Source organism: Kitasatospora sp. NPDC023120 (assembly GCF_055560835.1).
The window spans coordinates 323239-339296 of the sequence record NZ_JBVHHY010000007.1 but is presented as its reverse complement, the minus strand read 5'-3'; the positions used below and the strand labels follow the sequence as shown (position 1 = coordinate 339296).

7 protein-coding genes are annotated in these 16058 nt (G+C 73.9%); 2 read left to right on the top strand and 5 right to left on the bottom strand.

Going from position 1 to position 16058, the window contains the following annotated elements; all coding sequences use genetic code 11:
• Positions 1-315, top strand: a 315-nt coding sequence (locus tag ACZ3TI_RS13445; RefSeq protein ID WP_465726340.1) for an integrase core domain-containing protein, incomplete at its 5' end; no start/stop codon positions are given.
• Here the strand turns inward: ACZ3TI_RS13445 and ACZ3TI_RS13440 are convergent.
• Positions 312-1289: an AraC family transcriptional regulator gene (locus tag ACZ3TI_RS13440; RefSeq protein WP_465726339.1), complete on the bottom strand. Its 978-nt coding sequence runs from the start codon at positions 1287-1289 to the stop codon at positions 312-314. The genes ACZ3TI_RS13445 and ACZ3TI_RS13440 overlap by 4 nt on opposite strands.
• 86 nt (positions 1290-1375) lie before the next feature.
• Between ACZ3TI_RS13440 and ACZ3TI_RS13435 the strand changes: the two genes are divergently transcribed.
• Positions 1376-2209: an NmrA family NAD(P)-binding protein gene (locus ACZ3TI_RS13435; RefSeq protein WP_465726338.1), complete on the top strand. Its 834-nt coding sequence runs from the start codon at positions 1376-1378 to the stop codon at positions 2207-2209.
• Between the two features lie 73 nt (positions 2210-2282).
• Here ACZ3TI_RS13435 and ACZ3TI_RS13430 read toward each other — a convergent pair whose 3' ends face one another.
• The 4 genes from ACZ3TI_RS13430 to ACZ3TI_RS13415 are packed head-to-tail and all read right to left on the bottom strand — an operon-like array spanning position 2283 to position 16048.
• Positions 2283-3338, bottom strand: a complete 1056-nt coding sequence (locus ACZ3TI_RS13430) for a zinc-binding dehydrogenase (protein ID WP_465726337.1) — start codon at positions 3336-3338, stop codon at positions 2283-2285.
• Positions 3335-5017, bottom strand: coding sequence for a phytoene desaturase family protein (locus tag ACZ3TI_RS13425; protein ID WP_465726352.1), 1683 nt, complete (start codon positions 5015-5017; stop codon positions 3335-3337). Before ACZ3TI_RS13425 ends, ACZ3TI_RS13430 begins: the two co-directional genes overlap by 4 nt.
• Positions 5018-5034: 17 nt before the next feature.
• On the bottom strand, positions 5035-6819 hold the full coding sequence (locus tag ACZ3TI_RS13420; protein ID WP_465726336.1) for a phytoene desaturase family protein: 1785 nt from the start codon (positions 6817-6819) through the stop codon (positions 5035-5037).
• Entirely contained in the window at positions 6806-16048 is a 9243-nt protein-coding gene (locus ACZ3TI_RS13415) for a non-ribosomal peptide synthetase/type I polyketide synthase (RefSeq protein ID WP_465726335.1), read from the bottom strand. Before ACZ3TI_RS13415 ends, ACZ3TI_RS13420 begins: the two co-directional genes overlap by 14 nt.
• Positions 16049-16058: the final 10 nt, after the last annotated feature.

The window sequence follows — 16058 nt, the reverse complement described above, 5'->3', positions numbered from 1 at the left end:
ATCACCGTCCAGCGCGTGCTGACCGACAACGGCTCGTGCTACCGCTCCCGGCTGTGGCGCGACGCTCTCGCGGCCGGCGGGATCGCGCACAAGCGCACCCGTCCCTACCGGCCGCAGACCAACGGCAAGGTCGAACGCTTCAACCGCACCCTGCTCGACGAGTGGGCCTACGCCAGGCCCTACCGCACCGAGCAGGAGCGACGTGACGCTTTCCCCGGATGGCTCCACACCTACAATCACCACCGCGGACACACCGCGCTCCGGGGAAAGCCCCCCGTCAGCCGCGTCACCAACCTCACGGGTCAGTACAACTAGGCCTTCACCGGGTACCCGGGACAGAGCGGGAACACCGGGACCTGGTCGACGCCCACCGCCCGGCGGTGGGCGCTCGGCGTCACCCCGCGCACCCGCTTGAACGCCGCGCTGAACCCGAAGGCGTCCGCGTACCCGACCTGTCGGGCCACCGCCGCGACCGTGTCCGGGGAGCCCGCCAGCAGGTCGGCCGCCCGGGCCATCCGCCACTGCGTCAGGTACGTCAGCGGCGGCTCGCCCACCAGCTCGGTGAAGCGCTTGGCGAGCGTCGTCCGGGACACCCCCGCCTCCGCAGCCAGCCCGGCGAGCGTCCAGGGCCGCGCCGGGGCCCGGTGCATGGCGCGCAACACCGGGCCGACCACCTCGTCCCCCTGCGCCCGGTACCAGCCCGGGGCGTCCGCCTCCGGGCGGTCGAACCAGTCCCGCAGGGTGCAGACCAGCAGCCAGTCCAGCAGGCGGTCCACCACGATCTGGCGGCCGGGTCGCCCGGCCGTGAACCGGGCCCGGAAGTAGTCCCGCAACGCCGCGCAACCGGCTCGGTCCTCCTCCTCGTCCGGGACGACCAGCACCGGCGGCAGCGCGCGCAGCAGCCGCTGCGGCACCTCACTCCGGACCCGGTAGGCCCCTGCCATGAGCACCGAGCCGCCGGACAGGTCCCGTTCCACCTCCGTGCCCGTCCGCCCGTCGGCCTCCGCGCACCGGACGTCCCGCAGCAGCTCCGGACGACCCGCGTCCGCCGGGTCGGCCGCGAACACGAACGGCTCCGGCCCCCGTACCACGGCCGTCTCACCCTCGCGCACCCGCACCGGCCGCGCGCCCGCCCCCGGGACGATCCAGCCCGCCCCCGACAGCGGCACGCACAGCGTCAGCTCCGCCGCGTCGCCGAACCGCAGCGCCCACGGCGGCGTGAGCACCGACCGTCCGAACACCGCCCCCTCGGCCCGCAGCCCGCCCAACAGATCGTCGAACACGTCCATGCCGCGATCCTAGGCGGACGAACGGACATGCCGACCGGACGATCTCCCATGGTCCCCGTCCCCTGCCGACGAGTTGACTTGCCGCCATGACCACAGAACAGCACGAGATCCTCGTCCTGGGCGCGACCGGCAAGACCGGCCGCCGGCTCGTCCGCCGACTGCGCGACGCCGGACTGCGCATCCGGGCGGCCTCCCGCAGCAGCGGGACGCACTTCGACTGGGACGACCCGGCTACCTGGGACTCCGCACTGGCCGGCACCGGGGCCGTCTACCTGGTCGCCCCCGAGGACCCGGCCCCCGTCGAGGGATTCGTCGACCGGGCGGTGACGGCCGGCGTGCGGCGCTTCGTCGCTCTCTCCGGACGCGGGCTGGACCAGGTCGGCCCGGACTTCGGCCAGGGGATGGCCGCCGCCGAGCGGGCCGTCCGGGCCTCGGGCGTCGACTGGGCGATCGTGCGGGCCAACAACTTCCACCAGAACTTCGACGAGGACCTCTGGCACGCCCCGCTGCGCGCCGGCCGGCTCGCCCTGCCGATCGGCGCGGTCCCGGAGCCCTTCGTGGACGCCGAGGACATCGCCGAGGTGGCCGCCGCCCTGCTCACCCGCGACGGGCTCGGCGGGCGGACGTACGAGCTGTCCGGTCCGGACGCCCTGCGCTTCGACGAGGCCGTCGACGTGATAGCGCGGGCCGCCGGCCGGTCGATCCGCTACGTCGAACTGACGCCCGAGGAGTACCGGGCGGAGCTGCGGGCCGACGGCCACCCCGAGGCCGCGGTACGGGCGCTCGACGCGCTGTTCGCCCTGCACCGCGCCGGGCACACCGCCGAACCGTCCGACGGGGTGCGGCAGGTCCTGGGCCGGGAACCGCGCACCCTCGCCGACTACGCGGAACGCGCCGCGGCGGCGGGCGCCTGGGCGTGACCGGTGCAACGCCGGTCTCCCCCACCGGAGTTGCCTCCGAGGGGAGACCGGCCGGGCCGGGCAGACCACCCGCTCAGAGCTCGACCAGCACTTTCCCCCGGCTCGCGGAGCGGTCCAGGTAGAGGCCGCGGTAGGCCTCGGGGATGCTGTCGAAGCCCTGGTGGACGGTCTGCTGGTAGCGCAGCTCGCCGCTGCGGACCAGGGCGCCGAGGTCCCGCCGCAGCGCGGACCAGTTCTCCTCGGTGAACCACTCCAGCGAGAAGATACCCCGGATCGTGGTGCGCGGGAACATGATCATCGGCAGCAGCCGGGGGCCCGCCCAGTCACCGCCGACCTGGCTGCCCCACTGCCAGCAGACCGCCACCCGGCTCTCCACCGCGAGCATGGCGAAGACCACGTCCGTCAGCACCCCGCCGAGGCTGTCGAAGTAGCGGTCGATGCCGTCCGGGGCGAGTTCGGCGAGCTCCTTCTCCAGCCGCTCCGGGGCGTCGCCGTCCCGGTACAGCACCACCCCGTCGAAGCCCAGCTCCCACAGCAGCTCGGCCTTCTCCGGCGTCGCCGTGGTGCCGATCACCCGCGCGCCGCGGTGCTTGGCCAGCTGCCCGACCACCGAGCCCACCGCCCCGGCGGCCCCGCTGACCAGCACGGTCGAACCGGCGCGCACGTCGAGGAACTTCTCCACCGTGCCCCAGGCCGTCATCCCGGGCCCGCCCAGGACGCCGAGCGCGGTGGACAGCGGAAGGTCCTCGTCGTAGTGGGCCGGGTCCAGCCGGCGGAAGGCCGGGAAGACCATCGGGAAGGTGCCGGTCTGCCACGGCCTGGGCGCGCCGTTGCTGACCACGTGGCTGCGCCAGCCGCCGAAGCCCTGGACCAGGTCGCCGACCGCGAACCGCGCGGCCGGCCCGGCCTCCACCACCTCCATGATCGAGTCGGCGCCCATGTGGTCCCCGATCGGGGTGTCCAGCGCGATGCCCTGCAGGTACGGGTCGACCGAGACGTACCGGGTGCGCAGCAGCATCTCGTCCGCGGCGAGCCGGACGTCCACCTCTTCCACGACCTTCCGGTACAGGCGCTCGACGTCCGGCACTCCGTCCACGTGCTCCCGGACGGTCCACTTCTCGATCCTCACGAGGTGACTCCAAACTGCCGGTCGACGGGTCCGACCGGGTCGACGGGTCCGACGGGTTCGATGAGCAGGGTGGGCGGCGGGGCGTGGTCGTCGATCTCGGCGGTGAAGGGCTTGCGGTCGTCCCGGCAGATGAACTGGACGACGTGCCGGCCGGCCGCCGCCGCCCGGATCAGTCCGCCGGTGGTGGCCCAGACGCCGGAGAGGTAGAAGTTCGCGAGGCCCGGCAGTCCGGGGCCGTTGCGCTTGATCTCCTCCTCCAGGGTCTCGCCGCTCTCCACGAAGGGCTGCCAACCCAGCACCGTGCCGTCGTAGTTGCCGGTGTAGCGGACCTGGGTGAGCGGGGTGGAGACGTCCTTGACCGCCACCGCGTCCTTGAGGCCCGGGTGGTGGCCGTCCAGGAACTCGATCACGGCGTCCCGCACCCGGCGCTTCGCCCGCTGGTACTCCCGGCCCCGGCCGACCGGCAGGGTGTGCAGCTCCTCGCCGCGCCGCAGCCGGGGAGCCTGCTCGGGGCCGGTGCTCAACTCCCGCCAGGGGGCGATGTCGCAGAAGTAGCTGGCGTACACCACGGTGGTCCCGGCCGGGGACAGCTCCGGGTAGTGGCGGCTGCGGAACTGGACGTTGATGCTGGGGTGCCGGATCCCGGTGAGCCGGGCGGCGAGCTCATCCTCCAGCAGGTAGGTGGTGCACGGGTCGCCGGCCGGGAAGGGGCGGCGCAGGCCCAGGAAGACGGTCAGGTAGCCGGGGAAGACCATCCCCGGCTCGGTGATGGTCCGGGTGTACAGCCGACGGTAGGTGTCGTTCAGGTAGCGGCCCTTGAGCAGGTCCAGCACGGTCGTCCGGCCGTCGCAGGCCGCCACCACGATGTCCGCGCGCAGCTCCCGGCCGTCGCTCAGCCGCACCCCGACCGCCCGGTCCCGCTCGACCAGGATCTCGGTCACCTTGGCGTTGTAGCTGATCTCCCCGCCGAGCCGCCGGTAGCGCTGCTCGATCGAGTGTGCCAGCCCGAGCGAACCGCCCTCCGGCACCCCGGCCGACTGTCCGGCGTGCGAGGCGAGTTGGAAGTACGTCGGCAGCACCGGGAAGTTGGGGTGCTTCTCGTACAGGACGAACTCGAACGCCTCGCGCAGCAGCGGGCTCCGGAACCGCGCGGCGTAGTCGCTCATCAGCACCGTGATCGAGCGCCGGATCACGTTGAAGTACGGCAGGAAGGAGGCGAGCATCCGCCACCGCTCCCGGCGGCCCATCAGCCCGACCGGCTTGAGGAAGGGGTAACGGGCCAGTGCCAGGCGGAACTTGCGCAGCCCGGCGCAGAACTGCCGGATCCGCCGGGCGTCCTCCGGGGCCAGCTCCAGCAGGTGGGCCTCCAGCCGGTCCGGGTCGGAGTAGAAGTAGACCGCCCGGCCGTCCCGGGTGCGCACCACGTTGAAGACGTCGAAGTTGCGCATCCGCTTGCCCTGCAGCGCGCCGAGTTCGAGCCAGATCCGGTGCATCTCGTTGCCCGGACCGCTGCCCAGCAGCCAGCTGACGCAGCAGTCGAAGGTGAACTCGCCGCGCTCCCAGCCGGTGCAGCAGCCGCCGGGGATCTCGTGCATCTCCAGGATCCGGGTGCGGTAGCCGTTCATCTGCGCGTAGCAGCCGGTGGACAGGCCGCCGAGCCCGCCGCCGATGATGACCATGGTCTGTCGGTCGGCGGTCACTCCGCCACTCCCACGTCCGGTACGGCCACGTCCGCCACTGCGACGTCCGGTACTGCCAAGCCCGGTACTGCCACGTCCGGTACTGCCACGTCCGGTACTGCCACGTCCGGCACCGGAACGGTGGCCCGGTCGAGTTGCGGCAGCCGGCCCCATTTGCCCGGGTGCCAGGGCTCCCGGTTGTCGCTGGGCCAGGCCCGGAACGGCCGCCCGAGCTCCCGGCACAGGTACTGCGCGGCGTACCGTCCGCTGGTGGCGGCCCGGATCAGCCCGCCGAGGGCGGTCCACTGCCCGGCCATGGAGAAGCCGCCGAGGCCCGGCAGCCGCATCCGGTCCCGGTTGACCAGCCGGTTGGCGGCGTCCTCGGCCTCGGAGAAGGCCTGCCAGGCGAGGATGCTTCCGTAGGTGTTGCCGGTGAACCGCTCGGTGGTCACCGGCGAGGCCACGTCGACCAGTTCGATCCGCTGCCCGAGCCCGGGGTACGTCCGGTCCAGGAAGCCGCGGACGAACGCGGCGACCTCCTGTTTGCGCGCCCGGTACGCCCGGCGGTCCCGGAGCCGCAGGTCCTTCCAGGAGCGGTAGTCGCTGAAGTAGGTGCAGTGCAGCACCGACTTGCCGGGCGGCGCGAAGCCCTCCGCGTAGGACGAGCGCAGCTGCACCACCAGGCTGCTCTGCAGCGAGCCCGGCAGCCGGGCGCCCTCCTCGGGCGCCAGCAGGTAGGTGGTGCTGTGCGGCTCGCCCGGCGGCAGCGGGCCGTCGATGCCGACGAAGGCGGAGACCACGGCCGGGTACAGATTGCCCGGCTCGTCGAGCAGTCGGCCGTACAGGAGGTCGGTCGTGGGGCTGGAGTAGCGGCCCTCGAGGAGCCGGTCGAGTACCGTCGGGCCGTCGCAGGCGGCGACCACGTGGTCGGCGAAGTGCCGTGAGCCGTCCCGGAGTTCGACGCCGACGGCGCGCCCGTCCTCGACCAGGATCCGCTCCACCCGGCACCGGTAGCCGATCACCCCGCCGAGCGAGGTGTACCGCTCCTCCACCGAGCGGGCCAGACCCAGCGAACCCCCTTGCGGGAAACCGGCGTTGCCGTTGTGCGCGGCGGCCAGTGTGTACAGGTACGGCAGCAGGGGGAACCCGGCCGGCTCCTGCAGGAACATGGTGGGGAAGGCCCGGCGCAGCAGCGGGTCCTGGAAGCGCTCGGCGAAGCCGCTCATCGGGGTGGTCGCGGTGCGCCAGAACAGTCGGAAGCCGGGCAGGACGGTGCGCAGGGTGCGCAGCCGCTCCGCGGTGGTGCGCAGCGGCGGCGGGGTGAGGTCCCAGGGCAGGTCTATGGCGGCGAAGCGGCGCAGGTCCCGGCAGAAGGCCCGGATGGGCTTGGCGTCACCGGGGGCGAGGGCCAGCAGGTGCCGTTCCAGCCGGTCCGGGTCGCCGTAGAAGGTGACGGCGCGGCCGTGTTCGTCGACGACCCGGTTGAAGGTGTCGAAGCGGGTCACGGACTTGCCGTCCAGGGCGCCGAGTTCACTCCAGACCCGGTGCGCACCGGTGCCCTCGGCGGTGCCGATCAGCCAGTCGATGCAGTAGTCGAAGAGGTAGCCGTGCCGGGACCACGCGGTGCAGCAGCCGCCGGGCAGCACGTGCTTCTCGAAGATCCGGGTCTCCAGGCCGCTCATCTGCCCGTAGCAGCCGGTGGCGAGTCCGGCCAGGCCGGCGCCGATCACGATGACCCGGGGCGGGCCCCCGGGGGCCCGCTCCCTGGTGGACCAGTCCGGTCCCCGGTCAGCCGCGGCCATCGACGGTGCCTCCGGCCAGGATGGCGCCCGCCAGTTCGGCGTTGCGGGCGGCGTGGTCGCCGTCGAGCATCTCGGCGTGGCTGCCGTGGCCGGCGTACACGGCGGTGCCGGTGGTCGAGGCGCCGTGCCAGGAGCCCTCCTCGCCGCGGACGTGCACCTCGAGCCGCTCGCGCTCGCAGACCACGTCGAGCTGGGCCCGGACGGTTCCGGTGTTGGGCGTGCGGCTGCAGAACTCCAGGTAGTCCCGGGCCTGTTCGAGGGTTTCCCGGGCGACGATCCGGGAGCCGGTGTGGCGGTGCAGATGCTCGTGGAGTTCTCGTTCGAAGACGGCCACGTGCTCCTCCCCGAGGTCGAACGCCGTCACGACCCGGTAGGCGTCCACCAGCAGCACCGACTCCACCGTCCGGCCCCGGCGTTCCAGTTCCTTGGCCACCTCGAAGGCGAGGTTGCCGCCGAGCGAGTAGCCGAGCAGGACGTACGGTCCGGCCGGGTGCAGTTCCTCGACCAGGTCCGCGTAGCGGGCGGTCTTGTCGTCTCCGGTCAGGTAGTTGAAGGCGGCGATCCGGTGCTCGGGCAGGTGCGCGGCGAGCTGCCGGTAGACCAGTCCGTGCCCGCCGGCCGGCGGGAAGCAGAAGACCGTACGACTCTCGGGCGCCGCGGAGTTGAACCAGAGGTGGGGCTGGCCGCCGGCCACTTCGCCGGTGATGATCTGCTCGACGGTGCGGGCCATGCCGTGCAGGGTGGTGACCTTGAACAGCAGGCCGACCGGGATGCCGATGTTGAACTCGGTCTGCAGGTGGTGGATCAGTTCGATGAGCCGGATCGAGCTGCCGCCGAGTTCGAAGAAGTCGTGCTGCAGGCCGACTTCCTCGAGGCCGAGCAGGGTCCGCCAGTGCTCGGCGACCCGGGTCTCGTACAGGGTGACGGGCGGCTCGTGCCGGGCACCGGCGGTGTCGGCCTTGGGCTCCGGCAGGGCGGCGAGGTCGACCTTGCCGTTCGGGGTGAGCGGCAGGGCGGGCAGTTCCGTGAGGTAGGAGGGGATCATCACGGTGGGCAGGTGCTCGGCCAGGTGGCGGCGCAGTTCGCGGCGGTCCAGCACGGCGCCCTCGGCGGGGACCACGTAGGCGGCCAGCACCGTCTCGCCGGAGGCGTCCTGGCGGACCGCCACGCAGGCCTGGGCGAGTTCGAGGCGGGCGGTGAGGTGGGCCTCGATCTCGCCCGGCTCGATCCGGTGGCCGCGGACCTTGACCTGGTTGTCGATCCGGCCGAGCAGGTGCGCGGTGCCCGCGGTGTCCCAGTGCCCGAGGTCGCCGGTGCGGTAGAGCCGGACGGGCGTTCCGTCGAGGTCCAGGGTCGTGAAGCGCTCGGCGGTCCGCTCCGGGTCGGCGGGGTAGCCGGCCGCCACGCCTGCACCGCCGACCCACAGCTCGCCGGGGACGCCCGCCGGGACGGGCTCGCCGTACGGGTCGAGGATGTACAGCGCGCTGTTCGGGAAGGGTCGGCCGATCGGCACCATCCGGCCGGGTTCGAGTTCCTCCGCCGCGCCCTCGTAGTAGGTGCTGTCGACGGTGGCCTCGGTGAGTCCGTAGGAGTTGACCAGCCTGGTCCGCCCGCCGCACAGGGCGCGCAGCCGGCGGTGCTCGGCGGCCTTCCAGGAGTCGGAGCCGACGATCACCAGCTTCAGGAAGTCCAGCCGCAGGCCCTCGCGTTCGCAGTGGGCGAGCAGGGCGCGGGCCACGGCGGGCACGAACTCGCCGCAGTCGACGGCCTCTTCGCGCATCACCCGGTACAGCCGGGTGGTGTCGAAGAGCAGCTCGCGGTCGACCAGGACGAGGGTGCCGCCGGTGCCGAGCGCCCGGGCGAGGTCGCCGGAGAACACGTCGAAGGCCGTCCCGGCCATCTGCAGGTGCACCCGGGACTCGGTGTCCAGCCGGTACGCCTCGCGCCAGCCGGCGGTGACCGCGGCCAGGTTGCGGTGGTCGACCCGGACCCCCTTCGGGCGGCCGGTGGAGCCCGAGGTGTGGATCACGTAGGCGGCCCGGTCCGGGTCGGCGGCGGGCAGGGCCACGGCTGCTGCGACGGGCCGGTCCAGCTCCTCCAGGGTGACCGGGTCGGCGGGCAGTCCGGCGCCGGGCGGGCGCCGCTCGTCGACCACGACCAGCGCGGCCCCGGCGTCCGCCACCTGGTGGGCGAGCCGGTCCGCCGGGTGCCCGGGGTCGAGCGGCAGGTAGGCGGCGCCGGCCCGCCAGATCCCGAGCAGGGTGGTGATCAGCTCGGGCGACTTGTCCAGGCAGACGGCGACCACCGAGCCCTCCCCGACGCCCAGTTCGCGCAGCCGTCCGGCGGTGCGCTGGGAGCGGCGGTCCAGCTCGCCGTAGGTGAGGCGGCGGGTCCCGTCGCGGCCGGGCGCGACCACGGCGACGGCCTCCGGGTGCTCGGCGGCGGCCTTGGCGATCAGTTCGGGCAGCGGGGTGTCGTGGTCGATCCGGCGCTCGGCGCCGCTGAAGCCGGTGAGGATCTCCCGGCGTTCGGCCGGGTCGAGCATCCGCAGCCGTCCCACCGGCCGGTCCGCGGCGGCGCCGGTCATGGCGTCCAGCAGGTTGCGGTAGTGGGCGGCCAGCCGCCGGACGGTGGCCGGCTCGAAGAGGTCGGAGTTGTACTTGAAGACGCAGTGGAAGCTGCCGTCCGAGCGGTCCTCGTAGGCGGACAGCGTCAGGTCGAACTGGCCCTCCTCCTCGGGGAGTTCGATGTACTCCAGGCGGTAGCCGAAGCGTTCCACGGCGACCTTGTGGGTGAGCAGGATGAACATCGCCTGGAACACCGCGGAGCGGCTCGGGTCGTGCTGCAGCCCCAGCTGCTCGACCAGCAGCGGGAAGGGGTACTCCTGGTTGTCCAGCCCGCCGAGCACGCTCTCCCGCACCCGGGCCAGCAGCTCGGCGACCGTCGGCTCCCCGGCGAGGGTCACGTGCAGCGGCAGCGGGTTGACGAAGTAGCCGTAGACGGAGGCGAATTCCTCCCGGGTGCGGCCGGTGACCGGGCTGCCGACCACGATGTCGGACTGCCCGGACCAGCGGTGCAGCAGCAGGTAGTAGGCGCCGAGCAGCACCATGAACGGGGTGGCGTTCTGGGCGCGGGCCAATTCGTGGACCCGAGCGGTGAGTTCGGCGTCCAGCCGGAAGAATTCGGAGGCACCGTTGTGGGTCTGCACGGCCGGGCGCGGCTTGTCGGTGGGCAGCGCCAGCACCGGCATCTCCGCGGGCAGCCGGCCCCGCCAGTAGTCGAGCATCCGCTGCGCCTCGGGCCCGGCCAGGAAGCGGTTCTGGTGGTTGAGGAAGTCCAGGTAGCGGGCCGGCACCGGGGGCAGTTCGGGGGTGCGGCCCTGGCGCAGCGCCTCGTAGACCTCGAACAGCTCCTCGATGAAGGTGAAGGTGGAGATCGCGTCCGAGACGATGTGGTGGACGGCCTTCATCAGCACCCAGCGGTCCGGTCCGCGCCGGAACAGCCGCAGCCGCACCAGCGGGTCCTCGGCGAGGTCGTACGGCCGCCGGTACTCGCGGACGATCAGGTCGTGGATCTCCTCCCAGGGGCGGCCCTCGACGTCGAACAGCCCGGTGTCGGCGTCGGCCTCCGCGCGGATCCGCTGGACCGGTCGGCCCTCCTCGGCGGTGAACGCGGCGCGCAGCTCGGGGTGCCGGGCGACCAGGAAGCGGAAGGCGGCGAAGACCAGCTCGGGGTCGAGCTCCGCGCGCACCTCGACGGCACCGCCGATGTTGTACGCGAAGCCGTCCGGGTGCAGCTGGCGCAGGAACCAGAGCGCCTGCTGGTTGTGGGTGAGCGGGTAGCGGGACTCGTCGGTGTGCGGCTCGACCTCGGCCCGCGCCGGGCCGCCGTCGGCGTCGAGCCGCTCGGCCAGGCCCTCGACGAGCAGGTCGACCAGGTCGCCGACGGTGCCGTTGCTGAGCAGGGCCACCACCGGCAGGGCGACGCCCAGTTCGCCGTGCACCCGGGCGCGCAGCTCCATCGCGAGCAGCGAGTCCAGGCCGTGCGCGCCGAGCCTGGTGTCGGTGTCGATCCGCTCGGCGCCGGTCCGCAGCACGGCCGCGGCGGCGGCGGTGAACCGCTCGGCGACCAGCTCCCGCCGGGTCTGCGGGTCGGCCGCGCGGTAGGTGTCCAGGAAGCCGCCGGTCTCGGCCGGGGCCTGCTCGGCGGCGTTCGCCGCGAGGTCGGCGACCAGTGGCGGCGGCTCCGGGTACCAGGCGAGGAAGGTCGGCCAGTCGACCACGGTGGCGACCAGCAGCTGGGCGCGGTCCTGGCCGAGGACGCGCTCCAGGACGGCCGTCCCGGCGTCCGGCGGCAGCGAGCTCATGCCGCGGGCGTCGCGGTAGTGGGCGACCAGGCCCAGCTCCTCGATCATGCCGGTGGCCCAGGGCCCCCAGTCCAGGCTGAGCGCGGGCAGGCCGTCGGCCCGGCGGTGGTGCGCGAGGGCGTCCAGGAAGGCGTTGCCGGCCGCGTAGTTGGTCTGCCCGGCGGTGGTGAGCAGCGAGGCGACGGAGGCGAACAGCACGAAGTGGTCGAGCGGTTCCTCGCGCAGCAGCCGGTGCAGCAGGTGGCCGCCGGCCACCTTGGGGGCGTACCCGGCGTCGAAGGCCGCGCGGTCCATCTGCGCCAGCAGGGTGTCCTTGACCTGCCCGGCGAGGTGGAACACACCGCGAATGGGCGGGTGTTGGCGCTCCCGGTAGCCGGCGAGCCACTGGGCGAGGGCCCGTTCGTCGGTGACGTCCACCGGGGCGAGCAGCGGTTCGGCGCCGAGTGCCTGCAGCTCGCGCAGGAAGGCGATCCGGTCCCCGGCGGGGCTCTGCGGGTCGGTGTACGCCCACTGGGAGCGCTCGGGCAGCGCGGTGCGGCCGACCAGGACCAGCCGGCGGGCGCCTCGCTTGACCAGGGTGCGGCAGAGCAGTCGGCCGAGGGCGCCGAAGGCGCCGGTGACCAGGTAGCTGCCGTCGGGGCGCAGGACCGGCGGCAGCGGCCGGGTGAGGCCCTCGGCCTGCCGCAGCCGGCTGGTCAGGCGGCCGCCGGACCGCAGGGCGATCTCCTGCTCGTCCCGGGCGGCGAGCTCGGCGAGCAGGGCCTCGGCCTGGTCGCCGGCGGCGAGGCCCGGGTCGAGGTCGATCAGGCTGCCGCGCTGGGCGACGAGCTCCTGCTGCCACAGCACGCGTCCGATGCCCCAGGCGGGGGCGCCGAGCGGTTCGACCCGGTCGCCGGGGGCGGCGGCCTGGGTGCCCCGGGTGACGATGTGCAGTCGGCCGTCCGGGCGGGCGGCGGGCAGGGCCTGGGCGAGGGCGATCAGCGAGTAGGCGCCGAGGGTGGCGAGGGCGTCGAGCCGGTCGGGCGTGGTGGCGTCGAGGTCGGGCAGGTCGAGGTTCCACAGGTGGACGACGGTGGCGTAGCCGGGGTCGAGCTCGGCGAGCAGCCGCCGGACGTCCTCGGCGGAGTCGGGTCGTACGGTCGAGTGCCCGTCGCCGTGGCGGTACTCCGTGCCGGGCCGGACGAGGTGGCAGCGGGCGCCGCGCTCGGCGGCGAGGGCGGCCAGCCGCTCGGCGAGGCCGCCCTCGTCGGCGAGGAGCAGCAGGTCGCCGGGGGCCTCGGCGGTGTCCGGGGCGGGGGCCTCGACCCAGGCGACCTCGGTGAGCCAGCCGTCGATGGTGGCCAGGCCGACCGAGGCCGGGGCCTGGGCGACGTCGGTGACCCGGAAGCCGGTGATCCGGCCGAGCGGGGTGCCGTCCTCGGCGTACAGGGCGATGTCGCCGACGAGTTCCTCGCCGCTGTCCCGGGTGACGGTGGCGTGCGCCCAGAGCGGGCGGTCGCCGATCTCGTCGAGCCGGACCTCCTCGATGGAGACCGGCAGCCGGACGCTGCCGCCCTGGGGCGTGTGCAGCGTGGTGGCGAGAAGGGTCTGGAAGCAGGCGTCGAGCAGTACCGGGTGCAGGTGGTGGTCGGCGGCGTCGGGGCCGAGCCCGGCGGTCGGCCGGATCCGGGCGAGCGCGGCACCGGGGCCCGCCCACACCTCCTGGACGGCCCGGAAGGCGGGCCCGTAGTCGTAGCCGCGCCCGGCCAGCTGCCGGTAGCAGTCCGGCCCGTCGAGGTGCTGCCCGTGGGCGTCCGGTGCCGAGACGTCCAGCGCGGGACCGTACGAGCGCCGCTGGCCGGTGCGGAGCCGTCCGCAGGCGTGCACGGTGGGCTCGCCGCCGGCCGGGGTGGCGGCGACGGTGAAGCGGGCGTCCTCCGGTGCGTAGCCGAGCTGGACGCGGACGGGCTCGGTCTCGGAGAGGAACAGCGCCCGGTGGAACTCGACCTCGGCGAGCGCCACCTCGGTGCCGCCGGTCAGGGCGCGGACGGCCTGGGCGGCCATCTCCAGGTATCCGGCGGCCGGGAAGACCACCTGGCCCTCGATCCGGTGGTCGCTCAGGTAGGGCAGCCGCTCGGGGTCGAGCGCGGTGGTCCAGCCGGGCTGGGCGCTCGCGGTGCGGCGGCCGAGCAGCGGGTGGTCGACCCGCCCGAGCCGGACCTGCTCGACCGGCTGGGGCTCGACCCAGTAGCGCTCGCGCCGCCACGGGTACGTGGGCAGCGGCACCGGGCGGCCCGCCGGGTGCAGCGCGTTCCAGGTCAACTCGGCGCCCAGGGTGTGCAGTTCGGCGAGGCTGCGGGTGAAACAGGCGGGTTCGTCCCGGCGGCGGCGGATCGACGGCAGGGTGTGCGCCCGCTCGGCGCACTCGCGGATCGCGTGCCCGAGCACCGGGTGCGGTCCGAGCTCCAGGAACAGGCCGTGGCCGTCCTCGGCCATCCGCTCGACGGCGGCGCGGAAGCGCACCGGGTTGCGCACGTTCTCCCACCAGTACCCGGCGTCCAGTTCGGGCCCCCTGGCGAGGCCCTCGCGCGCGGTCAGGTAGAGCGGCAGCCGCGCCTCCTGCGGCTTGATCGTGGCGAGCGCGGCGGTCAGCTCGTCCCGGATCGGGTCCATCCGCACGCTGTGGTACGGGACTTCGACGTCCAGGAGGCGGGCGAACACGCCCTGCCCGGTCAGTTCCTCGGACAGTTCGCGCAGCGCCTCGGCGTCCCCGGCCAGGGTCACGGCGGAGGGGCTGTTGACCGCCCCGAGCGAGATCCGGCTCCGGTAGGGCCGGATCCGCCGCTCCGCCTCCGCCTCCGGCAGGCCGACCGCGAGCATGCCGCCCGTCCCGGCCAGCCGCTGCTGGAGCCGACTGCGGGCCAGCACCACCCGGACGGCGTCGGCCAGGTCGTACACCCCGGCCTCGTGGAAGGCCGCGACCTCGCCGGTGCTGTGGCCGACCACGGCGTCGGGGCACAGTCCGTGGCTCCGCCAGAGTGCCGAAAGCCCCACCTGGACGGCGAAGTTGGCGGGCTGGGCGAGCCAGGTCTCGGCCATCCGGGAGTCCGCCTCGTCCCGGCCCAGTTCCTCGAGCAGCGACCAGCCGGCCTGCTCGCGGATCTCCCGGTCCACGGCCTGCACGGCCTCCCGGTAGACCGGCTCGCTCGCATGGAGGCCGCGGCCCATCCCCCACCACTGCGGGCCCATGCCGGTGAACACCCAGGCCAGGCGCCGCTGCCGACGCTCGCGGGCGCGGCCCCGGACCACCCGCGGGTGCTCCTCGCCGCGCGCGTACGCGGCGAGCGCCTCGTCCAGGTCCTCCCGGGTGGAGTACGCCACCGCGAGCCGCTCGGGCAGGTGCTGGCGGCGGTGCGCCAGGGTGTGGCCGAGGTCGGTGAGTGAGGCGCCGGCGGCGAGCTCCTGCCGTACGGCGTCGGCGAGTTCGGGCAGTCCGGCGGCGTCCTTGGCGCTCAGCGGCAGGACCGTGCGGACCGGCTCGGCGACCGGGACGGCGGGCCCGGGGCCGGGCGGCTCCTCCAGCAGGACGTGCGCATTGGTGCCGCCGAAGCCGAAGGAGTTGACGCCCGCGCGGGCCGGGCCCCGGTGCTCGGGCCAGTCGACCGGCTCGGTCGGGATCTCGAAGGGCAGCGCGGCCAGGTCGATGCCGGGGTTGGGACGCTCCAGGTTGAGGTGCGGCGGGATGCGGCGGTGCTTGAGGGCGAGCGCGGTCTTGATCAGCCCGGCGACGCCGGCGGCGGCCTCGGTGTGCCCGATGTTGGTCTTGACCGAGCCGACGTAGCAGCGGTCCCCGGAGCGGCGGCCGATGCCGAGCACCCGGCCGAGCGCGGCCGCCTCGATCGGGTCGCCGACCGGGGTGGAGGTGCCGTGCGCCTCGACGTACTGCAGGCTGCCGGGCAGCACGCCGGCCTCGGCGCAGACCCGCTCGATCAGGGTGACCTGGGCGTCCGCGCTGGGGACGGTGATGCCGTTGGTGCGGCCGTCCTGGTTGACCCCGCTGCCGAGGATCACGGCGTGCACCGGGTCCCCGTCGCGCTGCGCGTCGGAGAGGCGCTTGAGCACCACCACGCCGACGCCCTCGGCCCGGACGTAGCCGTCGGCGGAGGCGTCGAAGGCGCGGGAGCGGCCGTCCGCGGAGAGGAAGCCGCCCTTGGTCTCGGCGATCGTGTACTGGGGTGTCATGTGCAGCAACGCGCCGCCGGCCAGGGCGAGTTCGGTCTCGCCGCGGAGCAGGCTCTGGCAGGCCAGGTGGACCGCGACCAGTGAGGAGCTGCAGGCGGTGTCGATCGAGACGCTGGGGCCGCGGAAGTCGAAGCAGTGCGAGATCCGGTTGGAGACCATCGTCATCATGGTGCCGGTGGCGGTGTGCGCGGCGATGGTGGTGAAGTCGAGGTCGGCGAACTGCAGGATCTTCCAGTCGAGGGTGAAGGCCCCCATGTAGACGCCGACTTCCCGGCCGGCCAGCTCGTCGGGGCGCAGTCCGCCGTCCTCCAGCGCCTCCCAGCTGACCTCCAGCAGTTTGCGCTGCTGCGGGTCCATGTGTTCGGCCTCGCGCGGGCTGATCCCGAAGAAGTCCGGGTCGAAGGTGTCGAATCCGTCGATGTAGCCGCCCCGGCCGCCGATCAGCCGCCCCGGCTTGGCCCGGTCCCGGCTGCCCAGGGTGACGGTGTCGTACCGGTCGGCGGGCGTCTCGGTGAGACAGTCCCGGCCCTCGATCAGGTTGCGCCAGTAGGTCCGGTGGTCGTTGGCGTGTCCCGGCAGGCGGCAGCCGATACCGGTGATCGCGATGGGCTCGCGGGGCACGGTGAAGGGCGAGGAAGTCATGATCCAATCC